Origin of the sequence: Pseudomonas sp. MWU13-2517 (assembly GCF_023242545.1) — a bacterium.
Lineage (GTDB): Bacteria > Pseudomonadota > Gammaproteobacteria > Pseudomonadales > Pseudomonadaceae > Aquipseudomonas.
Map to the genome: position 1 here is coordinate 83023 of NZ_JALMFA010000009.1, position 23047 is coordinate 106069.

Sequence of the window (23047 nt, forward strand, 5' to 3'; positions counted from 1 at the left end):
CCAAACACTCTGATCAAATGCGGGAGCGGGCTTGCCCCCCTCCCACACTTTTAACCGTGGCCGCTTGAGATTCTCTTGCCCGGCCTGGTGCCAATCAACTTCGCCTGACCATCCTTCTGTTTCCCCGTCCGCGCTTCGCTGATCAACCCCGGTATCAATTTACCCTCCGGCAGATTCTTCCAGAAACGGCTGGGCAAGTGCCCTTCCATCACTTTGGGGTTCAGGCGCGCCGGGTTGAAGATATGGCTGTAGTAGGTCAGCCACATGCCGCTGTGGGGGTCTTCGACATTCTGCGCCAGTTGTCGCCAGGCCTCGGGGCATTCGCGTTGATGGATCAACTGCTCGCCGTCGTAATAGACCCCATCCAGCGGCGTGGCGATCATCCAGCGATGGCGCCCCATGCGCCCAATAAAATGCTGGCTGGCACTTTCCAGAATGTCATGGGCCGGCTCATGCCACGCGACATACTCCGGAAGCTGCGGCCCCGCCTCGGCCGGCAGCGCAATGAAGCGGACAAATGCATGCAGGTGGTGGGCCTCACGGCTTACCTGTTTGATCCGTCGCTGCAACTCGCTGCCCAACTTGTCCCCCGCCATCATCGCCGTGCGGTCACCATGGCTGACTCGCCACAGCACTTCATACAGCAGGCTCCAGCGCTGGTCGCCGTGGTAACGGGCAGCCGACTCCAGCAACGCCAGCAGTGTCTTGGGAATTCGCGCCTGGAACGGACCCTGCCCGGCAGGAATCGGCTCATCGGTGGCAAACAGATCGGCCACCTCTGCCTCGCCCCAACTCACCTGGCTCGGGTCGACCTGATGGCTGAGCAACCAGCGCGCCTGTTCGCGCCAGGTGCTGAACAGGTTGTCGCATTCCAGGCTGATCATCCCCATAACCCCATTTGTTGCGGCTGCGGACGGTCGCGCAGTTGTTCACGCAGCAACACACTGGTGCTGTCGGCCTGTTGCGGGTGGTAATCACTGGTGATGAAGAACGGCTTGGCCTTGGCCAGCACGCAGCGCATGCGCGCCAGGTCTTCGAAGCGGATCTTGCGTTCACGGCGCAAGTCCACCAGGCGCTGGGTGGTGCGCAAGCCAATGCCGGGGATGCGCGCGATCAACGTAGGTTCGGCGCGGTTCAGGTCCAGGGGGAACACGTCGCGGTTGTCCAGGGCCCAGGCCAGCTTGGGGTCGATATCCAGCGCCAGGTGGCCTGGGCCTTCAAACAGCTCGTTGGCGCTGAAACCGTAGCTGCGCAACAGGAAGTCGGCCTGGTACAAGCGGTGCTCGCGCATCAGCGGTGGTGCCGCCAGTGGCACACTTTTCGGGCTGTTGGGAATGGGGCTGAAGGCCGAGTAATAAACGCGGCGCAGCTTGAAGTTGCCATACAGCGCTTCGGCGCCATGGAGGATGGTGCTGTCGTCGGTGTCATCGGCGCCGACGATCATCTGCGTGCTCTGCCCGGCGGGGGCGAAGCGCGGCGCCCGGGGCTCGTTGAGTACGGTCTGCTCGCCGGTGTAGATGGTGCGCATCGCCTGCTTGATCGAGCCGATCTGTTTCTCCGGCGCGAGGGTTTGCAGGCTGGCGTCGGTGGGCAATTCGATATTGACGCTCAGGCGATCCGCATATCGCCCCGCCTCGGCGATCAGCGCGGGGTCGGCTTCAGGAATGGTCTTGAGGTGAATGTAGCCGCGGAAGTCATGCTCTTCTCGCAGCAGCTTGGCCACGCGCACCAACTGTTCCATGGTGTAGTCGGCCGAACGGATGATGCCGGAACTGAGAAACAGCCCGCTGACGCAATTGCGCCGGTAGAAGTCCAGGGTCAGGGTGACCACCTCCTCGGGGCTGAAGCGCGCGCGGGGCACGTCGCTGGAGCGACGGTTGACGCAATACTGGCAGTCATAGAGGCAGAAGTTGGTGAGCAACACCTTGAGCAATGACACGCAGCGCCCGTCCGGGGTGTAGCTGTGGCAGATGCCCATGCCGTCGGTGGAACCCAGCCCGGCCTTGCCCTCGGAACTGCGCTTGGGCGCACCACTGCTGGCGCAGGAAGCGTCGTACTTGGCGGCGTCGGCGAGGATGCTGAGTTTTTCGATCAACTGCATGGAGGGCTACCGATACTGGTTTTTTGTACAGTATCAGGCAGCCCACCGTGCCACAAGTGCAGCTTGTCAGCTGGCGGTGGCCAACAACAGGTCCTGCACCGAACGCCCCGTGCCGCGATGGCGATCATGCTCAAACAGCGACGCCGCAATTTCATCCGCACGAATCGGCAGCACCGACAGCAAGGTATCGCTCAAACCATGGCTGGCCTGGCTGAAGCCCTGGATATAGACGCCAGCCTTGCAACGTTCATCCGTGATGATGCGGTAATCACGGGCCACTTCGAAGTCGCCCATATAGGCTTGCAGCGGCGCCAACAGCTCGCGGTGTTGCTGGCGCTCATAACCGGTGGCGAGGATGACGGCGTCGTAATGGTTGACGAGGGTGTCGCCGGTGGCGTTGTCGCGCAAGACCAGCTCGATGCCCAGCGCGCTGGCGGTGGCTTTTTCCACGACGGTCATGGTGCGGAACGCCTGGCGGGCGATACCCGAGACTTTCTGGCGGTAGAAGATGCCGTAGATGCGTTCGATCAAGTCCAGGTCCACCACCGAATAGTTGGTGTTCTGGTACTCGGCAACCAGCCGCTCGCGCTCGGCACCGACTTGCTGAAACACCAGGTCGGTGAAGGCCGGCGAAAACACTTCGTTGACGAACGGGCTGTCGTCGGCGGGCTTGAGCGCCGAACCGCGCAGGATCATATCGACCTGCACCGACGGGAAGCTGTCGTTCAAATCGATAAAGGCCTCGGCCGCGCTCTGGCCACCGCCGATGATTGCGATGCGCATTGCCTTGCCTTCGACACACGGCTGGGTGGCCATGCGTTCCAGGTATTGGGAGTGGTGGAACACCCGCCCGTCATCCTTGAGGCCTTTGAACGCTTCGGGCACACGCGCCGTACCACCTGGGCTCACCACCACGTTGCGGGCGGTGCGTACATGCTGCTCGCCCACAGCATCGCGGGAAATCACGCGCAGCGCTTCAACCTGCTGCTGATGCAGGATCGGCTCGATGGCCAAGACTTCCTCGCCGTAGCGAGCCTGGGCCTGGAATTGCCCGGCCACCCAGCGCAGGTAGTCGTTGTACTCCATGCGGCATGGGTAGAAGGTGCCCAGGTTGATGAAGTCCACCAGGCGGTCGTGGGCCTTCAGGTAATTGACGAAGGAGTAAGGGCTGGTGGGGTTGCGCAAGGTCACCAGGTCTTTGAGGAAGGAAATCTGCAATTCACTCTGGGTGACCAGGGTATTGCCGTGCCAGCGGTAGTCAGCCTGCTTGTCCAGGAACAGTACATCCAGTTTGCCCTGGGCCTTTTCGCGCTCCTGCAGGGCGATGGCCAGCGCCAGGTTCGAAGGGCCGAAACCGATACCGATCAGGTCGTGAACCGCGGGCGAAGCAATTGCCTGTGTCATTCCAGTGTCCTCTGGATAAGCCCCTTGGCGGTGGGGCGGGAATACCTTCAAGACCCGAACATCAGGTCGTGTGTTGATAGGAAACGAGGACAATGAAATAAAATTTAACTGATCGGCGATCAGTGCGCTTCCCACTCACGCATCCGCACCCGGCAATGCTTCATGGCATTGACGATGTGCTTTTCCACCACGCTGCGGGAAATGTCCAGGCGTTCGGCAATTTGCAGGTGGGACAGGCCCTCGAGTTTGCGCAGCAGGAAGCTGTCGCGGCAGGTGGCCGGTAACTCGGCCAGGGCGCGCTCGAGCATTTCGAGGCGCTGCCCCTGGTCGTGACTGATGTGCGGAGAGTCCGTGGCGAAGCGCTCTTCACCGTCGAGCACCTCCAGGGGTTCGGCCTGGCGCAACGCATTGCGTCGATGGCCGTCGATCACCAGGTTCAGTGCCGTGCGGTATAGAAACGCGCGTGGTTGCTCGATCGGCGTGTCACTGGAGCGTTCCAGCACGCGGACATAAGCGTCATGCACCACATCCTCGGCCACCTGACGGTTGCCCAGCTTGGCGTTGAGGAAACACACCAGCTCGCGATAGTAGTTTTCCAACATGACTCCCGACAGACACATGGCGGCATCAGGTGCTCGCGCCTACAAATGCAGCCATTCAGTGATAGCAGTTTGAGTGCGTGCAATTTATAGTAATTCTCATCTACTTTTAAACAGGTCTCGCACCAACGGTCGTTTTTTTTCTTCACACAAGCTGTAACCGCTTGTGTAACCGCCTAAATCTCCAGCCAATTTCCTCGTTTAACTGTCAGCTCTGCGCGACTGCGCCCCGATCCTGACTGGCTGGAACCTACGCATGAAACGCCCTCGACCTGCCCGACGCGCCCTGCTTATCGCCGCGTGCCTGATTCCCATCATCGCGGCTGCAGCCTGGCAGGTCCTTCCACCGGGCCGCGATAGGTTCGCGACCGTCACCGTAACCCGCGCCAGTATCGAAAACAGCGTCACCGCCCTCGGCACCCTGCAACCCCGACGTTATGTAGACGTCGGCGCCCAGGCTTCCGGGCAAATCCAGAAGATCCACGTCGAGGCCGGTGATCAGGTCAAGGCCGGCCAACTGCTGGTGGAGATCGACCCCTCCACGCAAAAAGCCAAGCTCGATGCCAGTCGCTACGCCATCGAAAACCTCAAGGCTCAGTTGCAGGAGCAAAAAGCCCAGCACGCCTTGGCGCGCCAGAAGTACCAGCGCCAGCAACGCCTGGCCGCCGGCAATGCCACCCGCGAAGAAGATGTGCAGACCGCCCAGGCCGAATTGAGTGCCACCCAGGCGCGGGTCGAGATGTTCCAGGCGCAGATCCGCCAGGCCCAGGCCAGCCTGCGCAGTGACGAAGCCGAACTGGGCTATACGCGGATCTTCGCGCCCATGGATGGCACCGTGGTAGCCGTGGACGCCCGCGTCGGCCAGACCCTCAACGCCCAGCAGCAAACGCCGTTGATCCTGCGGATTGCCAGGCTGTCGCCAATGACGGTGTGGGCTGAGGTTTCAGAAGCGGACATCGGCCACGTCAAGCCCGGCATGACGGCCTACTTCACCACGTTGAGCGGCGGCAACCGGCGCTGGACCAGCACCGTGCGCCAGATCCTGCCGATCCCGCCCAAGCCTCTCAATGAGACCAGCCAGGGCGGTGGCAGCCCCAGCAGCACAAGCAAAAGCGGGAGTGGCCGCGTGGTGCTGTACACCGTGCTGCTGGATGTGGACAACGCCGATAACGCGCTGATGGCCGAGATGACCGCCCAGGTGTTTTTCGTCGCCAGCCAGGTCAAGGACGCCCTGACCGTGCCCGTCGCCGCCCTGCAGGGCAGCGCCAACGCCGACCGCCAGATCGCCCGGGTGGTGGCGAAAAACGGCGCTGTCGAAGACCGCGAAGTGCGCCTGGGCATCAGTGACCGCCTGCGCGTCGAGGTGCTGGACGGCCTGCGCGAAGGCGATCATCTGTTGATCGGCCCGGCCGATGGCAATGGGGGCTGAGTTGAGCACACCCCTGATCGAACTCAAGCACATCCGCAAATCCTACGGTGGCGGCGACAGCCCGCAAGTCGACGTGCTGCGCGGCATCGACCTGTCGATTCACGCAGGAGAATTCGTTGCCATCGTCGGGGCGTCCGGCTCCGGCAAATCCACGCTGATGAATATCCTCGGTTGCCTGGACCGCCCCACCGAGGGCGAGTACCTGTTCGCCGGCGAAAATGTCGCGCACCTGGACAGCGATGCACTGGCCTGGCTGCGCCGCGAGGCGTTCGGGTTTGTGTTTCAGGGCTATCACCTGATTCCGTCGGGCTCCGCCCAGGAAAACGTCGAGATGCCGGCGATCTACGCCGGTATCAGCGCCGACGAACGCCGTGCGCGAGCCAACGCCCTGCTCACGCGCCTGGGCCTGGCCGAGCGCACCGGCAACCGCCCGCACCAGCTTTCCGGGGGCCAGCAGCAACGGGTGTCGATTGCCCGGGCGCTGATGAACGGCGGGCATATCATCCTGGCCGACGAACCCACCGGCGCCCTCGACAGCCACAGCGGCGCCGAGGTGATGGCCTTGCTGGACGAACTGGCGAGCCAGGGCCACGTGGTGATCCTGATCACCCACGACCGGGATGTGGCCGCACGCGCCAACCGTATCATCGAGATTCGCGACGGCCTGATCATCAGTGATTCGGCCGATACCCACACCACGGCCCCCGCCCCCGCGACCGGCGCCCTGCAAGCCGTGGACCTGCGCCAGCGCCTGGCTGACGGCGCGGAGCACAATGGCGCCTGGAAGGCCGAGCTGCTCGACGCCATACGCGCGGCGTGGCGGGTGATGTGGATCAATCGTTTTCGCACGGCCCTGACCTTGCTGGGGATCATCATCGGCGTCGCCTCGGTGGTGGTGATGCTGGCGGTGGGCGAAGGCAGCAAGCGCCAGGTGATGGCGCAAATGGGCGCCTTCGGCTCGAACATTTTGTATGTCAGTGGTTCGTCGCCGAACCCGCGTACGCCGCTGGGGATCATTACCCCGCAGGACGTGGCGGCCCTGGCCACCCTGCCGCAGGTCAAGCGGATCATGCCCGTCAACGGCGCCGAAGCCGGCGTACGCTTCGGCAATATCGACTACATGGCCTACGTGGGCGGCAACGACACGCAGTTCCCGGGCATTTTCAACTGGCCGGTCGTGGAAGGCAGCTACTTCACCGAAGCCGACGAGCGTAACGCCGCCACGGTGGCGGTGATCGGCGCCCGGGTGCGCGACAAGCTGTTCAAAGGTCTGATCAACCCGATCGGCCAATACATCCTGATCGAAAACGTGCCGTTCCAGGTGGTGGGCGTGTTGCAGGAGAAGGGCTCCAGCTCCGGCAACAAAGACAGTGATGACCGCATCGCCATCCCCTACTCTGCCGCCAGCATCCGGTTGTTTGGCAGCTACAACCCGGAATACGTGGTGATCGCCGCCGCCGACGCCAGCCGGGTGCACGACGCGGAGCAGGCCATCGACCAGTTGCTCAAGCGCCTGCACCACGGCAAGTCCGATTATCACCTGACCAACAACGCCGCCATGATCCAGGCCGAAGCCCGGACGCAGAACACCCTGTCGCTGATGCTGGGCTCGATCGCCGCGATTTCACTGCTGGTGGGCGGCATCGGCGTGATGAATATCATGCTGATGACCGTGCGCGAACGTACCCGCGAAATCGGCATCCGCATGGCGACGGGTGCGCGCCAGCGCGACATCCTGCGCCAGTTCCTCACCGAAGCGGTGATGCTCTCGGTGGTCGGCGGCCTGTGCGGTATCGGCCTGGCGCTGCTGGTAGGTGGCGTGCTGGTGCTGGCCCAGGTCGCGGTGCAGTTTTCCCTGGTGGCGGTGGCGGGTGCGTTTGGCTGTGCGCTGGTCACCGGTGTCGTATTCGGCTTTATGCCGGCCCGTAAAGCAGCCCGGCTCGATCCGGTTAAGGCGTTGACCAGTGAATAAACCATTCCCGCTTTCTGTGCTCAGCCTGTGCCTGTCGCTCAGCGCCTGCAGCGGCAGCCCGCCTGCCGTGGACAACGGCATCGCGCCGCCCACCGCCTGGCAGTACGCGGAACGTGAAGCGGCCCAGGCGAGTAACCAGCGTTGGTGGACGCAGTTCGGCAGCGCGTCACTCAACCGTCTGATCGACCAGGCGCGCCGTGACAGTTTCGACGTGGCCGCCGCCATGGCACGGGTGCGCCAGGCACAGGCCAGTGCAGTGATAGCCGGAGCGCCGTTGTGGCCCGAGGTAAAATTCAACCTGACCGCCAGCCGTGAAAAACTGCTGCACGGCAGCGGTAACTCGTCGCTGGATGCCACCGAAAACGACAAGACCGTGGACGATTTCGGCGCCAACCTTACCGCCAGTTATGAGCTGGATTTCTGGGGTGGCCGCGCCGCCGCCCGGGACAGTGCGCTGTATACCCTGCGCGCCAGTGAATTCGACCAGGCCACCGTGGAACTGACGCTGCTCAGCAACGTGGCTGACCGCTACGCGCAAACTCTTGCCGCACGCCAACGCCTGCAGATTGCCGAGTTGAATCTGACGAATGCGCACAACGTGCTGAACCTGGTGCAAACCCGCTTTGACGCCGGCTCCGCCACCGCCCTGGAACTGGCACAGCAGAAAAGCCTGGTGGCCAACCAGCAGCGGCAACTGCCGTTGATCCAGCAGGTGGCCGAGGAATCGCGGATCACCCTCGCCACTCTGCTCGGCCAGCCGGTGCAAGCCCTGGACCTGGGCAGCGAACCGTTCCAGGCCCTGACCTGGCCGGCCATCGGTGCCGGCGTGCCCAGCCAGTTATTGAGCCGCCGTCCCGATCTCGCCCAGGCCGAAGCGCAATTGGCCGCGGCCAGTGCCGACGTCACGGTCGCCCGTGCGGCGATGCTGCCTACCGTGACCTTGGGCGCCACGCTGGGCTCGGCGTCGTCCAGGGCAGAAGAGATCCTGCGCAGTCCGTTCTACAACCTGACCTCCGGACTGGTCGCACCGATTTTCAACCATGGCCGTTTAACCGCCGAACGCGACAAAGCCCGCGCGCGCCAGGATGAGCTGTTGCAGACTTACCGCGGTGCAATCATCAACGGCTTCGCCGATGTGGAAAAAGCCCTCAGCACCATCACGCGCATGGACCAGCAGCGTCAGTGGCAAACCGAAGAATTGCAGCAGGCCCAGACGGCATTCCAGATCGCCCAAAGCCGCTACCAGGCCGGCGCCGAAGACCTGCTGACGGTGCTGGAAACCCAGCGCACCCTGTACGCCGCCCAGGACGTGAACGTGCAACTGCGACTGTCGCGCCTGCAAGCCAGCATTGCCTTGTACAAAGCCCTGGGCGGCGGTTGGAGTACAGACATCCGATAAACGAAACTCCTGTTTCTTACACGAACCGTTTTCTCCCCCTACATTTTATAACCCCAGGTCCTTGGTAAAAAAGCCGCCATCACACGGCTGCCCGGGACCTCTCGATGAAACCCAGTGTTCTTGTAAAAAGCCTGGCAGGTGCCTGCTTCTGGCTGATGGCACAGGCGGCCCATGCTCAACCCCTGATCGCGCCCACCGCGATCGACTGGCTGCTGGACTGTCCCTTCCCCGCTGTTGAACGGCTGGATCCCGAGGTGCTTGAACGCACCCAATGCGGCCAGGTGAGCGTACCCCGCGACCATGCCGCGCCCGGACGCGGCCGTGTGCGCCTGAACCTGACCCGTGTCGGCGCGCGGCAGCCGCTCAATCGGGCAGGCGCGGTGTTCATCCAGGCCGGCGAGCCGCACACCGTCAAACGCACGACGTTCGCCTTGCACCAGGTCAGCCGCTGGGAGTCTTACGCCACCCCGGCCTATCGCACACTGGTCGACCGATATGACGTCATTGAATTGAGCCTGCGAGACCTCGATGCCCCGAATGCACTCGAACAGGCAGCACGCGACATGGAATACGTGCGCGAACAATTGGGTGAGACCCGGCTGCATTATCTGGGTAACGCCCAGGGCACCCGGCTCGGTAATCGCTACGGCACGCTGTTTCCCGAGCGCGTTGCGCGCATGGTGCTGGTCGACGCCTGGCAGGGTGAAGCAAGTGTTCCGGGTGTCGAGCAATTGCTGCTCAAGGCGTCGGCCCGGTCCGGCAGCGATGGATGTGTTACCCGTTGGCTGGGAGATTTTCTGGTGTACGGCCATCAGCCGCCCGCCACCGCACGCTGCTTGGATCCCGGCACCTGGGAATAAGCCGCCGCCCGCACGTGACCGCATGTTCTACAATGGCCCTTCATCTGAATGAGGGCCTTCATGGACATCGAACTGGCACGCACCTTCCTCGAAATCACCCGCTGCGGCAGCCTGGCCGCCGCGGCCGAGAAGTTGCACGTCACCCAGACCGCCATTACCGCACGGGTCAAAAGCCTGGAGAGCCAGTTGGGCAGCACGCTGTTTGTGCGTAACCGCGCAGGGGCTCGGTTGACCGCCGATGGCGAGGCGTTTGTGGCTTATGCCAACCAGCTGCTGCAAACCTGGGAAGCCGCGCGGCGCGACCTGCCGCTGCCCGACGGCTATCGCAACGTGCTGCACATCGGCGGCGAAGTCAGCCTGTGCACCCCGCTGATGCTCGGCTGGGCTCGGGTGCTGCGCGAACGGATTCCGGGGTACGCGCTGCGTACCGAAGTGCGCGAAGGCGAATACCTGCTGCGTCAACTCGAACTGGGTGTGCTGGACGCAGCCCTGGTATTCCAACCGCAATACTGGCCGGGGTTGCAGGTGGAGCAGGTGCTCGAAGAAAAACTGATCCTGGTGCAACTGGTGAGCAAGCCGGACCCGTATGTGTATATCGACTGGGGCCCGGGCTTTCGCCAGCAGCACGACGCCGCCCTGCCCGACAAGGCACGTGCCGCCCTGAGCTTCAACCTCGGGCCGCTGGCGCTGCAATACATCCTGGAAAATGGCGGCGCCGGCTACTTCCGGACCCGCGTGGTGCAGAGCTACCTGGACAGCGGCGTCATGCAGCGCGTGCCCAAGGCACCCGAGTTCAGTTTCCCGACTTATCTGGTGTATTCACGGGCGCGGGATTCGGCGGTGTTGCAACAGGCACTGGAACTGTTGCGCGGCGTAGTCAAGGTCGAAAATGACTGGTCGCAGCGCTGGGATCCACTGATGTGAATCAACCAATACCTGTGGCTGACACACCGCAATCGGGGGCAAGCCCCAATGCCGGTCAGTCAAGCGATAGAGCGGACAACGGGTAACCTGTGGCGAGGGAGCTTGCTCCCGTTGGGCCGCGTAGCGGCCCCAGCTTTGGGTTTGAAAAGACTGGGCCTGCTGCGCAGTCCAGCGGGAGCAAGCTCCCTCGCCACAGTGACAGCGTTGCGCCTCAACTGACCGGTTGGGCAAGCCCCTCCCACACTCTGATCGCATCGCCTGCAAAAATTCGCACAATTTCGCGCACCAACTAAGCTCAGGCTCCAACAAAAAAACACCGAGCAGCTCGTCATGGCCCATCCCACCGAAACCTTTCGCGCCCGCTACCGCGCCGACGTCAGCCCGCATTACAACCCTTGGCTGCATGCCGGTTTCGTGCTGGGCTACGGCATTTCATGCATTACCCTGGCGTGGTCCTCCACGGCGAACATCAGCCCGCTGCAGTGGCTGGCCGTGCCTTTGACGCTGGTGTTTTTCAACCTCTGCATCTACCTGGTCCACCGTCACCTCGGCCATCACAAACACGCCTTCGCCCGGCTGTTCTACGCACGCCACACCGGCGACCACCACAGTTTCTTCACCCCCGGCCACATGACGTACGACGGCCCCAGGGACTGGCGCGTGATCCTGTTCCCGGCCTGGCTGATTGTGCTGCACAGCCTGGCCATCACCCTTCCCGCCTGGTGGCTGCTCAAGCAACTGAGCCCCAACGTCGCCGGGCTGTTTGCCGGCTGCATGATCCTCGGGTATTTACTTTACGAAGTGTTTCACGCCTGCGAACACCTGCCCGTTGCACACCCCATAGCGCGCCTGCCCTGGGTGCGCCAGATGCACCGACTGCACGCCCTGCATCATCGCCGCGAGCTGATGCAGGGGCGTAATTTCAACATCGTGCTGCCACTGATGGACTACCTGTTCGGCACCCTCCATTGGGAGCCGGCTCCCCAGGACAACCAGGAATCGTCATGAGTACCCGTCCCAAAAAACTGCGCCATCTGCTGTTCGTGCTATGTCTGGCGGTGATCGCTTTTCTGCTGCTGATGCCGACCAGAGTCCAGCCGGTAAATTGGACGCCGCCCAAGGCGCCCTCATTGAAAGACGGGGTGTATGCCGAGAACCAGCGGCTCAGGCATATCCAAAAGGTCGGCGCGCAGGACATCTCCGGGCCGGAGGCTTTGCTGCTGGATGCCCAGGGCCTGCTGATCAGCGGTTTGCATGACGGGCGCATCATTCGCACCTCGCCCGACAGCCAGAGCCTGGAAGTGCTGGCCAATACGGGCGGGCGGCCGCTGGGCATGGCGTTGCACCCGGATGGTCGCTTGATCATTGCCGATGGGATCAAGGGCCTGCTCGCCCTGGATGGCGCTCGCCAACTCACGACCTTGAGCACCAGCGCCGGTGGCGTGCCCTTTGGATTTACCGATGACGTGGCCGTCGATGCCGCTGGGCGTTATGCCTACTTCAGCGACGCGTCGAGCCGTTGGGGTTACGGCCAGGATGGCGAAGCAGTAATTGAGCATGGCGCCGATGGGCGCCTGCTGCGCTATGACTTCAACCACGGCACGACGGAAGTGCTGCTCGATCATCTGCAATTTGCCAACGGTGTGGCGCTGGGCCCGGATGAAAATTATGTCCTGGTCAATGAAACCGGTGCCTACCGTATCAGCCGTTATTGGCTCAAGGGCGAACGCAGCGGCAGTCACGATCTGTTTATCGACAACCTGCCCGGCCTGCCGGACAACCTCAGCTTCAACGGTCACGATCGCTTCTGGGTCGCCTTGTATTCGCCGCGTAATCCCCTGCTGGATGTATTCGCCGGCTATCCCACCCTGCGTAAAGTGATGGTGCGCGCACTGATGGTGGTGCCCAAGCCCATCGAACGCAAAGCCTTTGTATTGGGGCTGGATACCGACGGCAAGGTGATCGCCAACCTGCAGGATGGCACTGCGGGCAACTACTCGCCGATCACCACCGCGCGGGAATATGGCAACTGGTTGTACTTCGGCTCGTTGACGAACACGAGCATGGCGCGCCTGCCCATGAAACTGGCACTCAACGACGAATGAAAAAAGGGGCAGCCCGCCAAGGCTGCCCCTTCTGATTGACGCCGTTCGATCAGTGAATAATGGTCTGGGTACAGATATGGCCCAGGCTCACGTATTGCACATTGTTGCCGCCCACGCCCACACCGGGGAACTCGGCCAGCTCAATGCGCCAGCCACCCTGGTTATAGGTGGTCGCCCACTTGTACGGTACGCCGGTGCTGCTGTCGTTGATCACGGTGCTGTAGTCACCGAAGCAGGTGCCGATGTTGGCCGAAGCCGAAGACTCGCCGGCGCTGTTGGTGGTCGCGGTGTAGTCGACCCAGCGGTAGTTCAAGTCGATAAAGTGGTTGTCCACGCGCAGCACCGGGGTGACGCCCAACAGCGGCGCGCCGGTGGAGTCCGACCACTTGGTCGACCAGTTCAACACGCGAGCGGTTTGCGTGGCCAGCGGCATCTCGCCCACCGGCACCCGCACGATGTTGTCACCCTTCACGTCGTGCTTATCCAGACGTGGCGTGGAACCCAGGCTCAGTTGGTAGTACTTGCTCGGGTCCTGTGCCACAGCCGGGTTGGCACGCACACGCACCTTGACCGTGGTGCCAGGCGCAACGCTTGGGTAGGTGGAGCTGGAGCCGGCCGGCACGGTCACCCAGTTCACGCCGTCGAAGCGATCGAAGAGCCACTGGTCGCGGCTGCCGCTCTCATCGCCCGCCAGGTACATGCTCACACTCTGGCCGCGCACGGCCTTGAAGTCGAAGTAATCGACATCGCCGGCGTTATCGAGGTTGCCACTCACCTTGTTCATCGAGTCCGGCAACACAAAGGCGGTTTGCGCGGAATCGTTGGGTTCGAAGGCATCGATATTGGTGTCCACCGCCACGCCGAAACTGAACTGCGCATTGCTGGCGGTCTTGGCCAGCATGAACCAGTAGTAGTCACCGGCCGGCAGGATACCGTCCAGGTACTCATCGGCACTGCCTGGGTTATCGGACGTCGCCACCAACAGCGGGTTGCCCTGGCCGTCATCCACGAACAGGCTCAGCGACATATCGGCACCGGCACTCTGGTCGATCAACTGCACCACCGCCCGCGCGTTTTGCGGCAGGTTGAAGTGATACGTGAAGTCCTGGCCGGCCTGTACCTGGTCGATGGTGTAGAGGGTGTTGACATCCAGGGTCGGAAACAGCGGGACAAAGTCGGCGGCGGCAGCGCTTTTCAACTGAGCCTGGCTCGGCTTTTTCAACGCATCGACGACGGTATTGAACGGTGCCGATTTGGCGCTCTTGGCGCTCGCCTTGGTCTTGCCCTTCATGGCGTCGAGCATTTTCTGCCGAAGCTCGGCCGAGACCGGCTCCGCCTTGATCGTGCCGCCAGGTTTCAGCGCATCCAGTACGGCTTGGTTAACCGTGCCGGGGGTGAGTTTGGGAAGGGTCTGGTCGGCCAGGGCAGAAGCCGAAGTGAAGCAGGCAGCCATCATGGCCGCGCCCAGGAACAGGCTTTTTTTCGATTTCATTTTTTATCCATCCATAGTTAAAAAATTGAAGCTCAGGTGACGGGTGACGTCCTGTCACCTGGGATGGACTGTAGGATAAAACTGTATGGATGTACAGTATTTTCTGTAGGTATCGTAAGAGGTCTCCTTCGACCTTGCAGGAAGCTCACTTCGCATGAGCCCTATGACCCGCGCTGACCCTTCAATACCCCGTCATCTCCAAATACCCCACTCCCCCCTCAAACCCCACCGGCCCTTCCCAGTACGGAATACTGAGGTTCATCCACGCCTTCGGGTTGACGGCATCAGGGGTGATATCCAGCTGTTTGCCGGGAATCTTCAGCGACCAGCGCGTAGGAATCTTACGGCCGTCGATGTCGGTGGTGTCCAGCGGGGTGAGCTGGATATCGGCATTGTGCAAGGTCTGGGTGTGGCCTTGCGGGTCGATCCAGGTGCCGGTCAGGTAACCCGCGCCGTCTGTTTGCCGAACGCGGAACACCATCAACTGTTCACCTCGGTCCAGGTGCAGGGAGAACCAGTCCCAGCCGGTCTGGCTGGCGGCCAGGGGTTGGCTGCTCCATTCGCGGTCGAGCCAGGCCGGGCCGCTGACCTGGTAGATTTTGCCGTCGAGGGTGACACTGCCGTCAGCCGTGAAAAACGGCTGGCTGTAGTAATAGGAGGCTTGGCCCTGGTCGGATTTGCGGCTATAGCCGTTGTCGCCTTGCAGCACCAGCGGGCGGTGGCTGGTCAGGTGCAGGTCATAGGCGAATTGCGCACCGCTGGCCTTGAGTTGCATCTGCGCCAGCGGGCTCGCCGCGCCAGGACGGGTGGCGAAGGTCCAGTCGTCGATCCAGGCAGTGAACGGTATCGCCTGGGCCCCCGCCTGGCCGACACCGCCGCGGGCAAAGCGCTCGGCCGCGTAATGCCGGGTGGCGGAGGTGACGGCGGCGTGGCCGAGCCAGATCGTCGAGTCGTGCCAGCCCGGCTGGGTGGGACCTGCTTTCAAGGCGTTGCGAAACAGCGTCCATTGCACGCCGAACACATTGCCCTGCGCATCCTTGAGGTTGGCGGTGACGTACCACCACTCGATGCGAAAGCCTGGATGGGGACCGTGGTCCTCGGGAAAGCTGAAGACTCTGGCGGGCACCACTTGGGCAAAGTCCGCTGCGTCGCTGCCCAGGCCGGCAAAGCTTGCTTCGGGCGCAGGGGCTTTGTCGCACGCACTCAACAGCAGTAACGCCGCCCATAACCAGGCACTAATCTTCATGGGCAAAGGTCCTCAATAAGTCCGCCGGGCGGCTGCGATACAACTGCCACAGAGGCCAGGCCGATGCGAGCAACGTCGCGAGCATCGCCAACCCCAACAATTGCACAAGCTGCCCCGGGAACACCTGCAAAGGCAGACGCCAGCCGAACGCCTGCACATTGATGACGGCGTCCAGGCACCACGCCAGCAGCAGCCCCAAGGGCAATGCCAGGATCAACGTGAGGACCGCCAGCAACCAGGTCTGGCCCAGATTGAGCAACATCAATTGCCTGCGCGTCACCCCCAGCGCCCACAGCGGTGCGAGCTGGCCGAGGCGGCTTTGACTCTGGGTCAGCAGGCTGATGAACAGCGCGACACCCGCGACGCCCAGGGTGAGGCTGTTCAGCGCGGCGGTAGCGGCGAAGGTGCGTTCGAAGACCTGGCTGGACCAGCCCTTGAGTTGCTGTTGGTCGACAATACGGCTGTCCTCGAGGCCAAATTCGCGTTGTACCGCATGCACCAGAGGCGCCACGTTGTGCGGTGCCACGCGCAGGTTGAAGCGTGCAGGCGAGAGCGTCGGCCAATGCGCCAACAGGTGCTGTGCGTTGACCAGCAGATGGCCCTTGGGGTTGCCGTAGTCGGCGTATATTCCCACCACCCTGGGCGACCAAAGGCCGTGTGGGGTTGGGATATCGACGGTGTCGCGCAACTGCACCTTCAGGCGTCGCGCCAATTGCTCGCTGAGCATCAGGCTGTCGTCCTGCAGCAAGCGGTCCCACGGTTCGCTCACCGCTTCCAGCAACGGCCAGTGCTGACGATAAGTCGGGTCGTCGACCACGCCGAATACGTCCGCCGGCCAGCCTTGCAATTGCACCGCGACCTGCCAGGTGGGCAACACGGTCTGTACCAGCGCCTGCTGCGCTAACCACATACCCAGTTGCGACGCCTGGGTCGGGTTTTGCGGGTTGATGTACAGCTCGGCGGTCAGGCGTTGTTCCAGCCAGTTATTGAAGGTCTGGCGAAACCCTGAGGTCATCGAGCCCGCGCCGATGTTCGCCGCCAGCGCCAACAGCAACGCCATCAGCGCCAGGCTCAATGCCGGCAACTGCTGGCGACAATCGGCGAGAAACCATTGGCCGAGTACTGAACGGCTACGCCCCAGCACCGCCTTCAACAATCCGTTGAGCAGCACCGGCAATCCCAGCGCAGCGCCCAGCAGTAACGCCGCCATCAGCACAAAGCCGGCAGCCAGGCTGTCACCCAACCACAGCGCCAGCAGCGCAATGACCAGCGTCCCCCCGGCGACCCACCCCTGGCGTCGCAGCCAACGCCCATGGGCCTCGTGCCAGGCCTGGGCATTGGCCAACGCCAGCAACGGTAGCCGCGCAGCCCGCCACAGGCTGCCGGCCCCGGCCAGCAAGGCCCCCAGCAGGCTCAAGCCCAACCCGCTCAACCACCACACCGGGCTCAGGCTCAGTTGCCCCGCCACTTCGGCGCCGTACAGCCCGCGCAAACTGGCGGCCACATCCGGCAGCAACAGGCTGGCCAGCAGGTAACCACTGGCAACACCCAACCCACCTCCGAATAACGACAGCACGCCGAGTTCCACCCCCAGGCTGACCAGCAACATGCGCACGCTGCTGCCGCAGGCGCGCAACGTGCGCAGCAGGCCACGGCGCTGTTCCAGGGCCAGGCCGATGGCGGCGTGGACGATAAACAACCCCACCACAAAGGACAAAAAGCCCAGTGCGTCGAGGTTCAGATGAAAGCTCTCGGTCAGGCGTGCGAGGTTGTTGTCCACAGCCTGCTTGAGCTGCAATTCGGCCGGTGGCGTGGGATGAGTCGCGGCGAAGGTTTTATCCAACAGCAAACGCGACAGCCTTCCGGGCATCGCCAGCAACGGTTGGGCATACCCGATATCGGTCAGCAGCATGCCGGGGGCCATGTCCTGCTGCACCTGTAACGGCGGCAGGGCTTGCCCATCAGCCGTCAGCGGCTGCGCGCCCTCGTGCAACCCGAGCGCGTGCAAGGTCTGTGGGGCGATCCAGGTGCGCCCCGGCGGGTCGAAGAACGCGCGCATTTGCGCCTGGCTCAAGCGTTGCCCCGCCACGGCGCCACTGCCGGGCAACGACAATGGCTCAATACCCATCAATTGCAGGCGTTGCTCCTCGTGCCCCTTGAGCACCAGCCGCCCCTGCACAACCGGTGAAACCGGCCATCCGGCGCGGCGCAATTGGGCAAACAGCGTCTGCGCAAAACCGGCACCGTCCGGTGCGCTCAAACTGGCCTGGGGTTCCCCTCCGATCAGTTGGCTGGCACGCGCATAGCTGTCCCGCGCCTGGCTGTTGAGCGCCTGCACCCCAGTCAATAACGCAGTGGCCAGCCACAAACCGGTGAGCACGCTGAAGAACTGCACGGGATGACGCCGCCAATGGCTCAGCAGGGCACGCAACGTCCAATAAAATACGGCCATCTCAGCGGGCTTCCGTCGGCACGACGCGACCGCGATGCAACACCACCTGCTGATCGAGTCGGGCAGCGATGCGTGGGCTGTGGGTGACCATCAACAGGCTGGTCGGGCTGTCGCGCAGCAGGTCCAAGAGCAATTGCAGAACCTCGTCGCTGGTGGCCTCGTCCAGATTGCCGGTCGGCTCATCGGCCAGCAGTAAGCCCGGTCGAGAAGCCAGCGCACGCCCCACCGCGACCCGTTGTTGTTGGCCGCCGGACAATTGCTCGGGGTAACGCTTGAGCAAGTCGCCCAGGCCCAGGCGCTCTACCAACTGCGCCTGCCAATGCGGGTCAAGGCGCCCAGCCAGGCGCGCCTGAAACGCCAGGTTGTCCTCTACGCGCAAACTGCCGATCAAGTTGAACTGCTGGAACACCAGGCCGATTTCGGTTCGACGCCAATGAGCCAGTTGCCCTTCACTGAGTTGCTCCAGGCGCTGTCCGCCGATTTCAATACTGCCCGAGTCCACGCGATCCAGACCGGCTATCAGGTGCAGCAAGGTACTTTTTCCACTGCCCGACTCGCCCATCAGCGCCAGGCTGCTACGCTCCTTCAGGTACAGGTCCACTCCCGCCAGCACCGTCAATGGCCCCTGCGGAGTGGCGTAATTTTTGCGAACACCTTGCACCTGCAACATAAGAACGCTCGTTTGAAGGATTCCAAACGAGAATAACGGCTGCCTGCATGCCCCACGCAAATTTTTCACATGGATTTCACTGCTTGCCCACCCTCGCCTCTCTAAATTACCCGTCAAGCGTCAACTGCCGGCAACTTGTTAGTTGCCAGCATCGACCCTTCTTAACATCTACGTGTTCAGCTAAAAGACAGCAGCGCTGTGACAGGCTTTTGCCCCATTACGGGCACCTGCCAATTAGTTGCGCCTGTTTTATACAACACAACAATAGTGCCGATGGTGAACAGCGTGGCTGACGTGACCCTGAGCAAATCCCAATCCAATGGGGCAATGTTAAAGCGCTTGAAAAGAATCCGGCTGCCATTGGCCGGCATCGCGGTTATCGGCCTGCTGCTGGCCGGCTTCCTGTTCTGGCCAAAATCACCCACGGACCTTGGCGTCGGCAACCGCCTGGTGACCTCCGGGGTCCTGGCCAGTTGGCGCAACGGCGACCTGATCGTGCTGGTGCGTCATGAAGAACGCTGTGATCGCTCCAGCAACCCCTGTTTCGGCCCGGCTGATGGCCTGACGATCATCGGCACCCAGCAGGCGGCCAAACTGGGCAAAGCCTTCATTTCCCTGGGCATGGAGGGTACCGATGTGTTGGCCAGCCCGACCACGCGTACCGCCCAGACCTCGCAGTTCATGTTCGGCAAGACCACGTTGTCGCCGGGCCCCCTGGCCATCTGCGGCGAGGCCATGGGCGAAGAAGCACTCACCCACAAGCAACCTGGCCGCAACTTGATGCTGATCACTCACAGTGCCTGCATGAGCGACCTCCAGACCGCCCTGGGTTACCCCCGTGCCGATGCGGCCGAATACGGCAGCGCACTGTTTGTGCAGGTATTGCCAAACGGCAAGCTCAAGGCGGTGGGTACCATGAAAACCGAGGAATGGGCGGCGGCTCTGAAACAACTTTAAATACACTTTTTTACATGTCGGTGCCTGTCGTGTTCAGCCAAACGACAGCCCTGTTCTGGCATGTTTAATCGCGCCCGTTAGTTAAGGACGTTATGACTTTCTCCAACCGCTTAGTGAACATTGTGATGCTTTGTTCTATGAATTCATTACACTCAGTGCCCTCCATTAAACGTCAAGGAGCGACGTGTTCGTGACCCGGTTGAAACCTCTCCCCCTGCTTTTACTCGGCTTTGCCATTTTCTTTCTGTTGCCGCTGGGCTTTCACGGTCTGTGGATTCCGGATGAGGCCCGCTACGGCCAGGTGAGCCAGGAAATGCTCATGAGCGGCAACTGGGTGGCGCCGCACTTCATGGGCGTGCGTTATTTCGAAAAGCCGGCCGGCGGTTATTGGCTGATCGCCCTCGGCCAGGCGGTGTTTGGCGAAAACCTGTTCGGTGTGCGCATCGCCTCGGTCCTCACTTCGGGCCTGAGTGTATTGCTGGCCTACTTGATGGCCCGCCGACTGTGGAATGACCCACGCAAGAGCTTCGCCTGCGCCCTGCTCTACATGAGCTTTGGCCTGGTGGCCGGGCAGGCGGGGTACTCCAACCTCGATCCCCAATTCACGTTCTGGGTCAACCTGAGCCTGGTTGCCCTGTGGTTTGCCCTGGATAGCCGCACCACTCGCGGCCGGCTCGGGGCCTGGGCATTGCTGGGCGTCGCCTGCGGCATGGGTTTCATGACCAAAGGCTTTTTGGCGTGGCTGTTGCCCGTCCTGATCGCCGTGCCTTACCTGGTCTGGCAGCGCCGTGTGGGTGAGCTGTTGCGCTATGGCCCGTTGGCGGTGCTGGTCGCCACGGTGGTGTGCCTGCCCTGGGTGCTGGCGGTTCACTTGAAGGAACCTGACTTCTGGCGCTTCTTCTTCTGGCACGAGCATATCCGCCGCTTCGCCGCCGACAACGCCCAGCATGCGCGGCCGATCTGGTTCTTCCTGCCGATCATGGTGGTGGCGTGCCTGCCCTGGTCGGCGCTGCTGCCGGCAACCCTGATCAAGACCTGGAAGGAAAAAGGCCAGCCGGCGATTGCTTTCCTCGCCTTGTGGATGTTGCTGCCACTGGGCTTCTTCAGCCTGAGCAAGGGCAAGCTGCCGACCTACATCATGCCGTGCCTGCTGCCCCTGGCCCTGTTGATGGGCCACGCGTTGATCGACCTCGTCAAGCAAGGCAAGACACGCTCGATCCTGGTCAACGGTGTGGTCAACTTCCTGATCGGCCTGACGGCGATGGTGGCGCTGATCTACCTGCAAGTCAGCAACCCGGTGTACGGCAACAGCCACGCCGAGATGTTCAGCCTGTCCCTGACCTTTATCGTGCTGCTGGGCTGGATCCTGGCCAACCTGTTGCAAGTGGTCCGCCCACTCACATTGTGGGCCATGCCGGCCCTGGGCATCGGCTTGCTGGTGGCGCTGTTGCCGGCGGGCATGCCGGCGATGATCACCGACACCGAAATGCCCGACCAGTTCGTGGCGGAGCATCTGGATGAATTGCAACAAACCCATGCTTTGCTGAGCAACGAATTGGGCTCGGCATCGGCGTTGTCGTGGCGCCTGCGTCGCCCGGAAGTGGCCTTTTATGACACCGAGGGCGAGTTGCGCTACGGCCTGCAATATGCCGACTCGGTGCACCGCAAGGTCGACCTGGCCAGTGTCCAGGGCTGGTTGGTCGATGCGCGTAAACAAGGCTCGGTCGGCGTACTGATGCGGGTCAAGAGCACCAGTGAACATATTGAAGAAGGGCAATTGCCACCGGGTGGCAAGCGCTATCGCAAGGGCGACATGCTACTGATCATTTACCCACAGCAACCTTAATGCAGCGCCTGCCACAGGAAGATCCCATGAGTTTCTGGAAAACCGAACGTGGCGCGCTGGTGCTGCTGCTGAGCGTTTCCGCCCTGCTCCTGTTGCTCGGGCTGGGCGCGCGCGACCTGTGGGGGCCGGAAACCCGCTGGGCCAACATCACCTTGCAGATGCTGCAGAGTGGCGACTACTTCGACCCCTATCTCAAGGGCACGCCGTATTACGACAAGCCCCTGCCCTCCTACTGGCTGATCACCGGTTTTGCCAACCTGATGGGGGGCCTGGGGCCTTGGTCGTTGCGACTGTCATCGGTCATCTCCGCCTGGTTGAGCATCTGGCTGGTGTACCTGATCGGCGAGCGCCTGTTCCGCAAGGGCACCGGGTTGATTGCCGGCTGGATGCTCGCCACTACGTTCTACTTCCTGTTCTGGGCCCGTGTGGCCACGGCAGACGTGCTGACGGTGTGCGGCGTGCTGGCGGCCGTCTGGTGGTACTGGCGCGGGCCGGATGACACGCGCCTGGGCCGCTACACCGTATTTTTCCTGCTGCTGGCGGCAACGTCCCTGTTCAAAGGCTTGATCGGTTTCGTATTGCCGGGCCTGGTGCTGTTGCCGCACCTGCTCACTGAGCATCGCTACAAGCGCCACCTCAACCTGCGCCTGCCGGTAGCCATCGTTATCGCAGCGGGGTTCTACGCCATTCCGTTTGTGTTGTCCCACCTTTACGGCGCACCGACCTACGGCGCCAGCGGCCTGGAGCTGGTGTTCCGCGAAAACGTGGTGCGTTTCTTCGATCCCTTCGACCATATGGGTCCGATCTACACCTACCTGATCTACCTGCCGGTCTACACCCTGCCGTGGGCGCCGTGCTGGTTGCTGGGCCTGTGGCTGGTCGTGCGCAACTGGCGGCAGACGCCACCGAATGTGCGCTGGTTGGTGTGGGGCCTGGGCCTCTTGTTCATGTTCTTCACCGCCAGCGGCAGCCGACGCAGTTACTACGTGCTGCCGCTGGTGCCGTTCGCCCAGTTGCTGGCCGCCTGGTGGTTGAGCGAGCGCCTGGAGAACAAGCAGGCCAGTTGGCCACGCTGGCAAAAAGGTTTTGGTTTCACCGCCGGTTTGCTGCTGTTGGTGCTTGGCGTGATCTACCCATGGACCACCGGCAACGGCGGCGTGACCCGTTTCGCCGAGGACGTGCAGGCCGAGGCCGTCAAAACCGCGCCGTGGAACCAATGGCAGTTGGTGTTGGTGGAAGTGGACAACAAGCTGCCGATGTACCTGCAAAAAGACATGCCAAACGGCAAACCGTTCTACTACGTCAGCGAAACCCAGGACTTCCCGCGCCAGGGCGACAGTGCCGCGTTCATGGCCTGGCTGAAAAAAACCAGCGGCCAGGACTTCGACCCGCAACACACGATCATCCTCGCGCAGTATTCCAAGGAAGACCCGACACCGCTGGCGTTCCTGGGAGCGGACCATCAGGTCATCACCACCCAGCCAGACAATGGCGAGCGACTGTTCCAGAAGCGCTCGGGGGGGAGTGTCGCGTTTATCCCCGCGCGTCAGTAGCGCGCAATCATAAGACGGCTTGCTCGCGATGGCGGAGT

Annotated in this window: 18 protein-coding genes; 10 read left to right on the top strand and 8 right to left on the bottom strand. The window is 62.4% G+C overall.

The annotated features are described in order from the left end of the window. Positions 1 to 50 precede the first annotated feature (50 nt). The 4 genes from M5B97_RS14755 to M5B97_RS14770 all read right to left on the bottom strand — a co-directional run bounded on the left by M5B97_RS14755 (position 51) and on the right by M5B97_RS14770 (position 4107). Positions 51 to 884, bottom strand: coding sequence for a TIGR03915 family putative DNA repair protein (locus tag M5B97_RS14755; protein WP_248731864.1), 834 nt, complete (start codon positions 882 to 884; stop codon positions 51 to 53). Continuing rightward, positions 881 to 2101, bottom strand: a complete 1221-nt coding sequence (locus tag M5B97_RS14760) for a putative DNA modification/repair radical SAM protein (protein ID WP_123716964.1) — start codon at positions 2099 to 2101, stop codon at positions 881 to 883. Before M5B97_RS14760 ends, M5B97_RS14755 begins: the two co-directional genes overlap by 4 nt. 66 nt (positions 2102 to 2167) lie before the next feature. Continuing rightward, positions 2168 to 3505, bottom strand: coding sequence for a SidA/IucD/PvdA family monooxygenase (locus tag M5B97_RS14765; protein ID WP_123716963.1), 1338 nt, complete (start codon positions 3503 to 3505; stop codon positions 2168 to 2170). A 119-nt stretch (positions 3506 to 3624) separates the two neighbouring features. Further along, the gene (locus tag M5B97_RS14770; protein WP_134656665.1) at positions 3625 to 4107 is read right to left on the bottom strand and encodes a sigma-70 family RNA polymerase sigma factor; all 483 of its coding nucleotides are present in this window, start codon (positions 4105 to 4107) and stop codon (positions 3625 to 3627) included. Positions 4108 to 4360: 253 nt separating this feature from the next. Here M5B97_RS14770 and M5B97_RS14775 point away from each other — a divergent pair, with 253 nt between their 5' ends. The 7 genes from M5B97_RS14775 to M5B97_RS14805 all read left to right on the top strand — a co-directional run bounded on the left by M5B97_RS14775 (position 4361) and on the right by M5B97_RS14805 (position 12793). Next, positions 4361 to 5533 (top strand): efflux RND transporter periplasmic adaptor subunit, encoded by a 1173-nt coding sequence (locus M5B97_RS14775; RefSeq protein ID WP_248731865.1) that lies wholly within the window; start codon positions 4361 to 4363, stop codon positions 5531 to 5533. Beyond that, the gene (locus tag M5B97_RS14780; RefSeq protein ID WP_248731866.1) at positions 5523 to 7505 is read left to right on the top strand and encodes a MacB family efflux pump subunit; all 1983 of its coding nucleotides are present in this window, start codon (positions 5523 to 5525) and stop codon (positions 7503 to 7505) included. Before M5B97_RS14775 ends, M5B97_RS14780 begins: the two co-directional genes overlap by 11 nt. Continuing rightward, positions 7498 to 8904, top strand: coding sequence for an efflux transporter outer membrane subunit (locus M5B97_RS14785; RefSeq protein ID WP_248731867.1), 1407 nt, complete (start codon positions 7498 to 7500; stop codon positions 8902 to 8904). The genes M5B97_RS14780 and M5B97_RS14785 overlap by 8 nt, the downstream gene beginning before the upstream one ends. A gap of 104 nt (positions 8905 to 9008) precedes the next feature. After that, entirely contained in the window at positions 9009 to 9764 is a 756-nt protein-coding gene (locus tag M5B97_RS14790; protein ID WP_248731868.1) for an alpha/beta fold hydrolase, read from the top strand. A gap of 60 nt (positions 9765 to 9824) precedes the next feature. Then, the gene (locus tag M5B97_RS14795; RefSeq protein WP_248731869.1) at positions 9825 to 10688 is read left to right on the top strand and encodes a LysR family transcriptional regulator; all 864 of its coding nucleotides are present in this window, start codon (positions 9825 to 9827) and stop codon (positions 10686 to 10688) included. Between the two features lie 330 nt (positions 10689 to 11018). After that, positions 11019 to 11696, top strand: coding sequence for a sterol desaturase family protein (locus tag M5B97_RS14800; RefSeq protein WP_248731870.1), 678 nt, complete (start codon positions 11019 to 11021; stop codon positions 11694 to 11696). Further along, positions 11693 to 12793, top strand: a complete 1101-nt coding sequence (locus M5B97_RS14805) for an SMP-30/gluconolactonase/LRE family protein (RefSeq protein WP_248731871.1) — start codon at positions 11693 to 11695, stop codon at positions 12791 to 12793. The genes M5B97_RS14800 and M5B97_RS14805 overlap by 4 nt, the downstream gene beginning before the upstream one ends. A gap of 49 nt (positions 12794 to 12842) precedes the next feature. Here M5B97_RS14805 and M5B97_RS14810 read toward each other — a convergent pair whose 3' ends face one another. From M5B97_RS14810 to M5B97_RS14825, 4 genes are all read right to left on the bottom strand, one after another. Continuing rightward, complete coding sequence (locus M5B97_RS14810) at positions 12843 to 14285, bottom strand: hypothetical protein (RefSeq protein ID WP_248731872.1); 1443 nt, start codon at positions 14283 to 14285, stop codon at positions 12843 to 12845. 181 nt (positions 14286 to 14466) lie between these two features. Further along, positions 14467 to 15531 carry a lipocalin-like domain-containing protein gene (locus M5B97_RS14815; RefSeq protein ID WP_248731873.1) on the bottom strand — a complete coding sequence of 355 codons (1065 nt, stop codon included), beginning with the start codon at positions 15529 to 15531 and terminating at the stop codon, positions 14467 to 14469. Beyond that, positions 15521 to 17983, bottom strand: a complete 2463-nt coding sequence (locus M5B97_RS14820) for an ABC transporter permease (RefSeq protein ID WP_248731874.1) — start codon at positions 17981 to 17983, stop codon at positions 15521 to 15523. Before M5B97_RS14820 ends, M5B97_RS14815 begins: the two co-directional genes overlap by 11 nt. 1 nt (position 17984) lies before the next feature. Continuing rightward, a complete protein-coding gene (locus M5B97_RS14825; protein WP_248731875.1) occupies positions 17985 to 18653 on the bottom strand; it encodes an ABC transporter ATP-binding protein in 669 nt (222 codons plus the stop codon). Between the two features lie 273 nt (positions 18654 to 18926). Between M5B97_RS14825 and M5B97_RS14830 the strand changes: the two genes are divergently transcribed. From M5B97_RS14830 to M5B97_RS14840, 3 genes are all read left to right on the top strand, one after another. Continuing rightward, positions 18927 to 19610, top strand: a complete 684-nt coding sequence (locus M5B97_RS14830; RefSeq protein ID WP_248731876.1) for a histidine phosphatase family protein — start codon at positions 18927 to 18929, stop codon at positions 19608 to 19610. A 190-nt stretch (positions 19611 to 19800) separates the two neighbouring features. Beyond that, positions 19801 to 21456 (top strand): lipid IV(A) 4-amino-4-deoxy-L-arabinosyltransferase, encoded by a 1656-nt coding sequence (arnT, locus tag M5B97_RS14835; RefSeq protein ID WP_248731877.1) that lies wholly within the window; start codon positions 19801 to 19803, stop codon positions 21454 to 21456. A 26-nt stretch (positions 21457 to 21482) separates the two neighbouring features. Next, positions 21483 to 23009: a glycosyltransferase family 39 protein gene (locus M5B97_RS14840; protein WP_248731878.1), complete on the top strand. Its 1527-nt coding sequence runs from the start codon at positions 21483 to 21485 to the stop codon at positions 23007 to 23009. The last annotated feature ends 38 nt before the right edge of the window (positions 23010 to 23047 follow it).

Coding starts and splice junctions, on each gene's coding strand:
- M5B97_RS14840 (WP_248731878.1), top strand. CDS start 21,483: ATGAGTTTCTGGAAAACCGAACGTGGCGCGCTGGTGCTGCTGCTGAGC.
- M5B97_RS14830 (WP_248731876.1), top strand. CDS start 18,927: ATGGTGAACAGCGTGGCTGACGTGACCCTGAGCAAATCCCAATCCAAT.
- M5B97_RS14815 (WP_248731873.1), bottom strand. CDS start 15,531: ATGAAGATTAGTGCCTGGTTATGGGCGGCGTTACTGCTGTTGAGTGCG.
- M5B97_RS14825 (WP_248731875.1), bottom strand. CDS start 18,653: ATGTTGCAGGTGCAAGGTGTTCGCAAAAATTACGCCACTCCGCAGGGG.
- M5B97_RS14790 (WP_248731868.1), top strand. CDS start 9,009: ATGAAACCCAGTGTTCTTGTAAAAAGCCTGGCAGGTGCCTGCTTCTGG.
- M5B97_RS14820 (WP_248731874.1), bottom strand. CDS start 17,983: ATGGCCGTATTTTATTGGACGTTGCGTGCCCTGCTGAGCCATTGGCGG.
- M5B97_RS14805 (WP_248731871.1), top strand. CDS start 11,693: ATGAGTACCCGTCCCAAAAAACTGCGCCATCTGCTGTTCGTGCTATGT.
- M5B97_RS14775 (WP_248731865.1), top strand. CDS start 4,361: ATGAAACGCCCTCGACCTGCCCGACGCGCCCTGCTTATCGCCGCGTGC.
- M5B97_RS14795 (WP_248731869.1), top strand. CDS start 9,825: ATGGACATCGAACTGGCACGCACCTTCCTCGAAATCACCCGCTGCGGC.
- M5B97_RS14760 (WP_123716964.1), bottom strand. CDS start 2,101: ATGCAGTTGATCGAAAAACTCAGCATCCTCGCCGACGCCGCCAAGTAC.
- M5B97_RS14800 (WP_248731870.1), top strand. CDS start 11,019: ATGGCCCATCCCACCGAAACCTTTCGCGCCCGCTACCGCGCCGACGTC.
- M5B97_RS14755 (WP_248731864.1), bottom strand. CDS start 884: ATGATCAGCCTGGAATGCGACAACCTGTTCAGCACCTGGCGCGAACAG.
- M5B97_RS14810 (WP_248731872.1), bottom strand. CDS start 14,285: ATGAAATCGAAAAAAAGCCTGTTCCTGGGCGCGGCCATGATGGCTGCC.
- M5B97_RS14765 (WP_123716963.1), bottom strand. CDS start 3,505: ATGACACAGGCAATTGCTTCGCCCGCGGTTCACGACCTGATCGGTATC.
- M5B97_RS14780 (WP_248731866.1), top strand. CDS start 5,523: ATGGGGGCTGAGTTGAGCACACCCCTGATCGAACTCAAGCACATCCGC.
- M5B97_RS14770 (WP_134656665.1), bottom strand. CDS start 4,107: ATGTTGGAAAACTACTATCGCGAGCTGGTGTGTTTCCTCAACGCCAAG.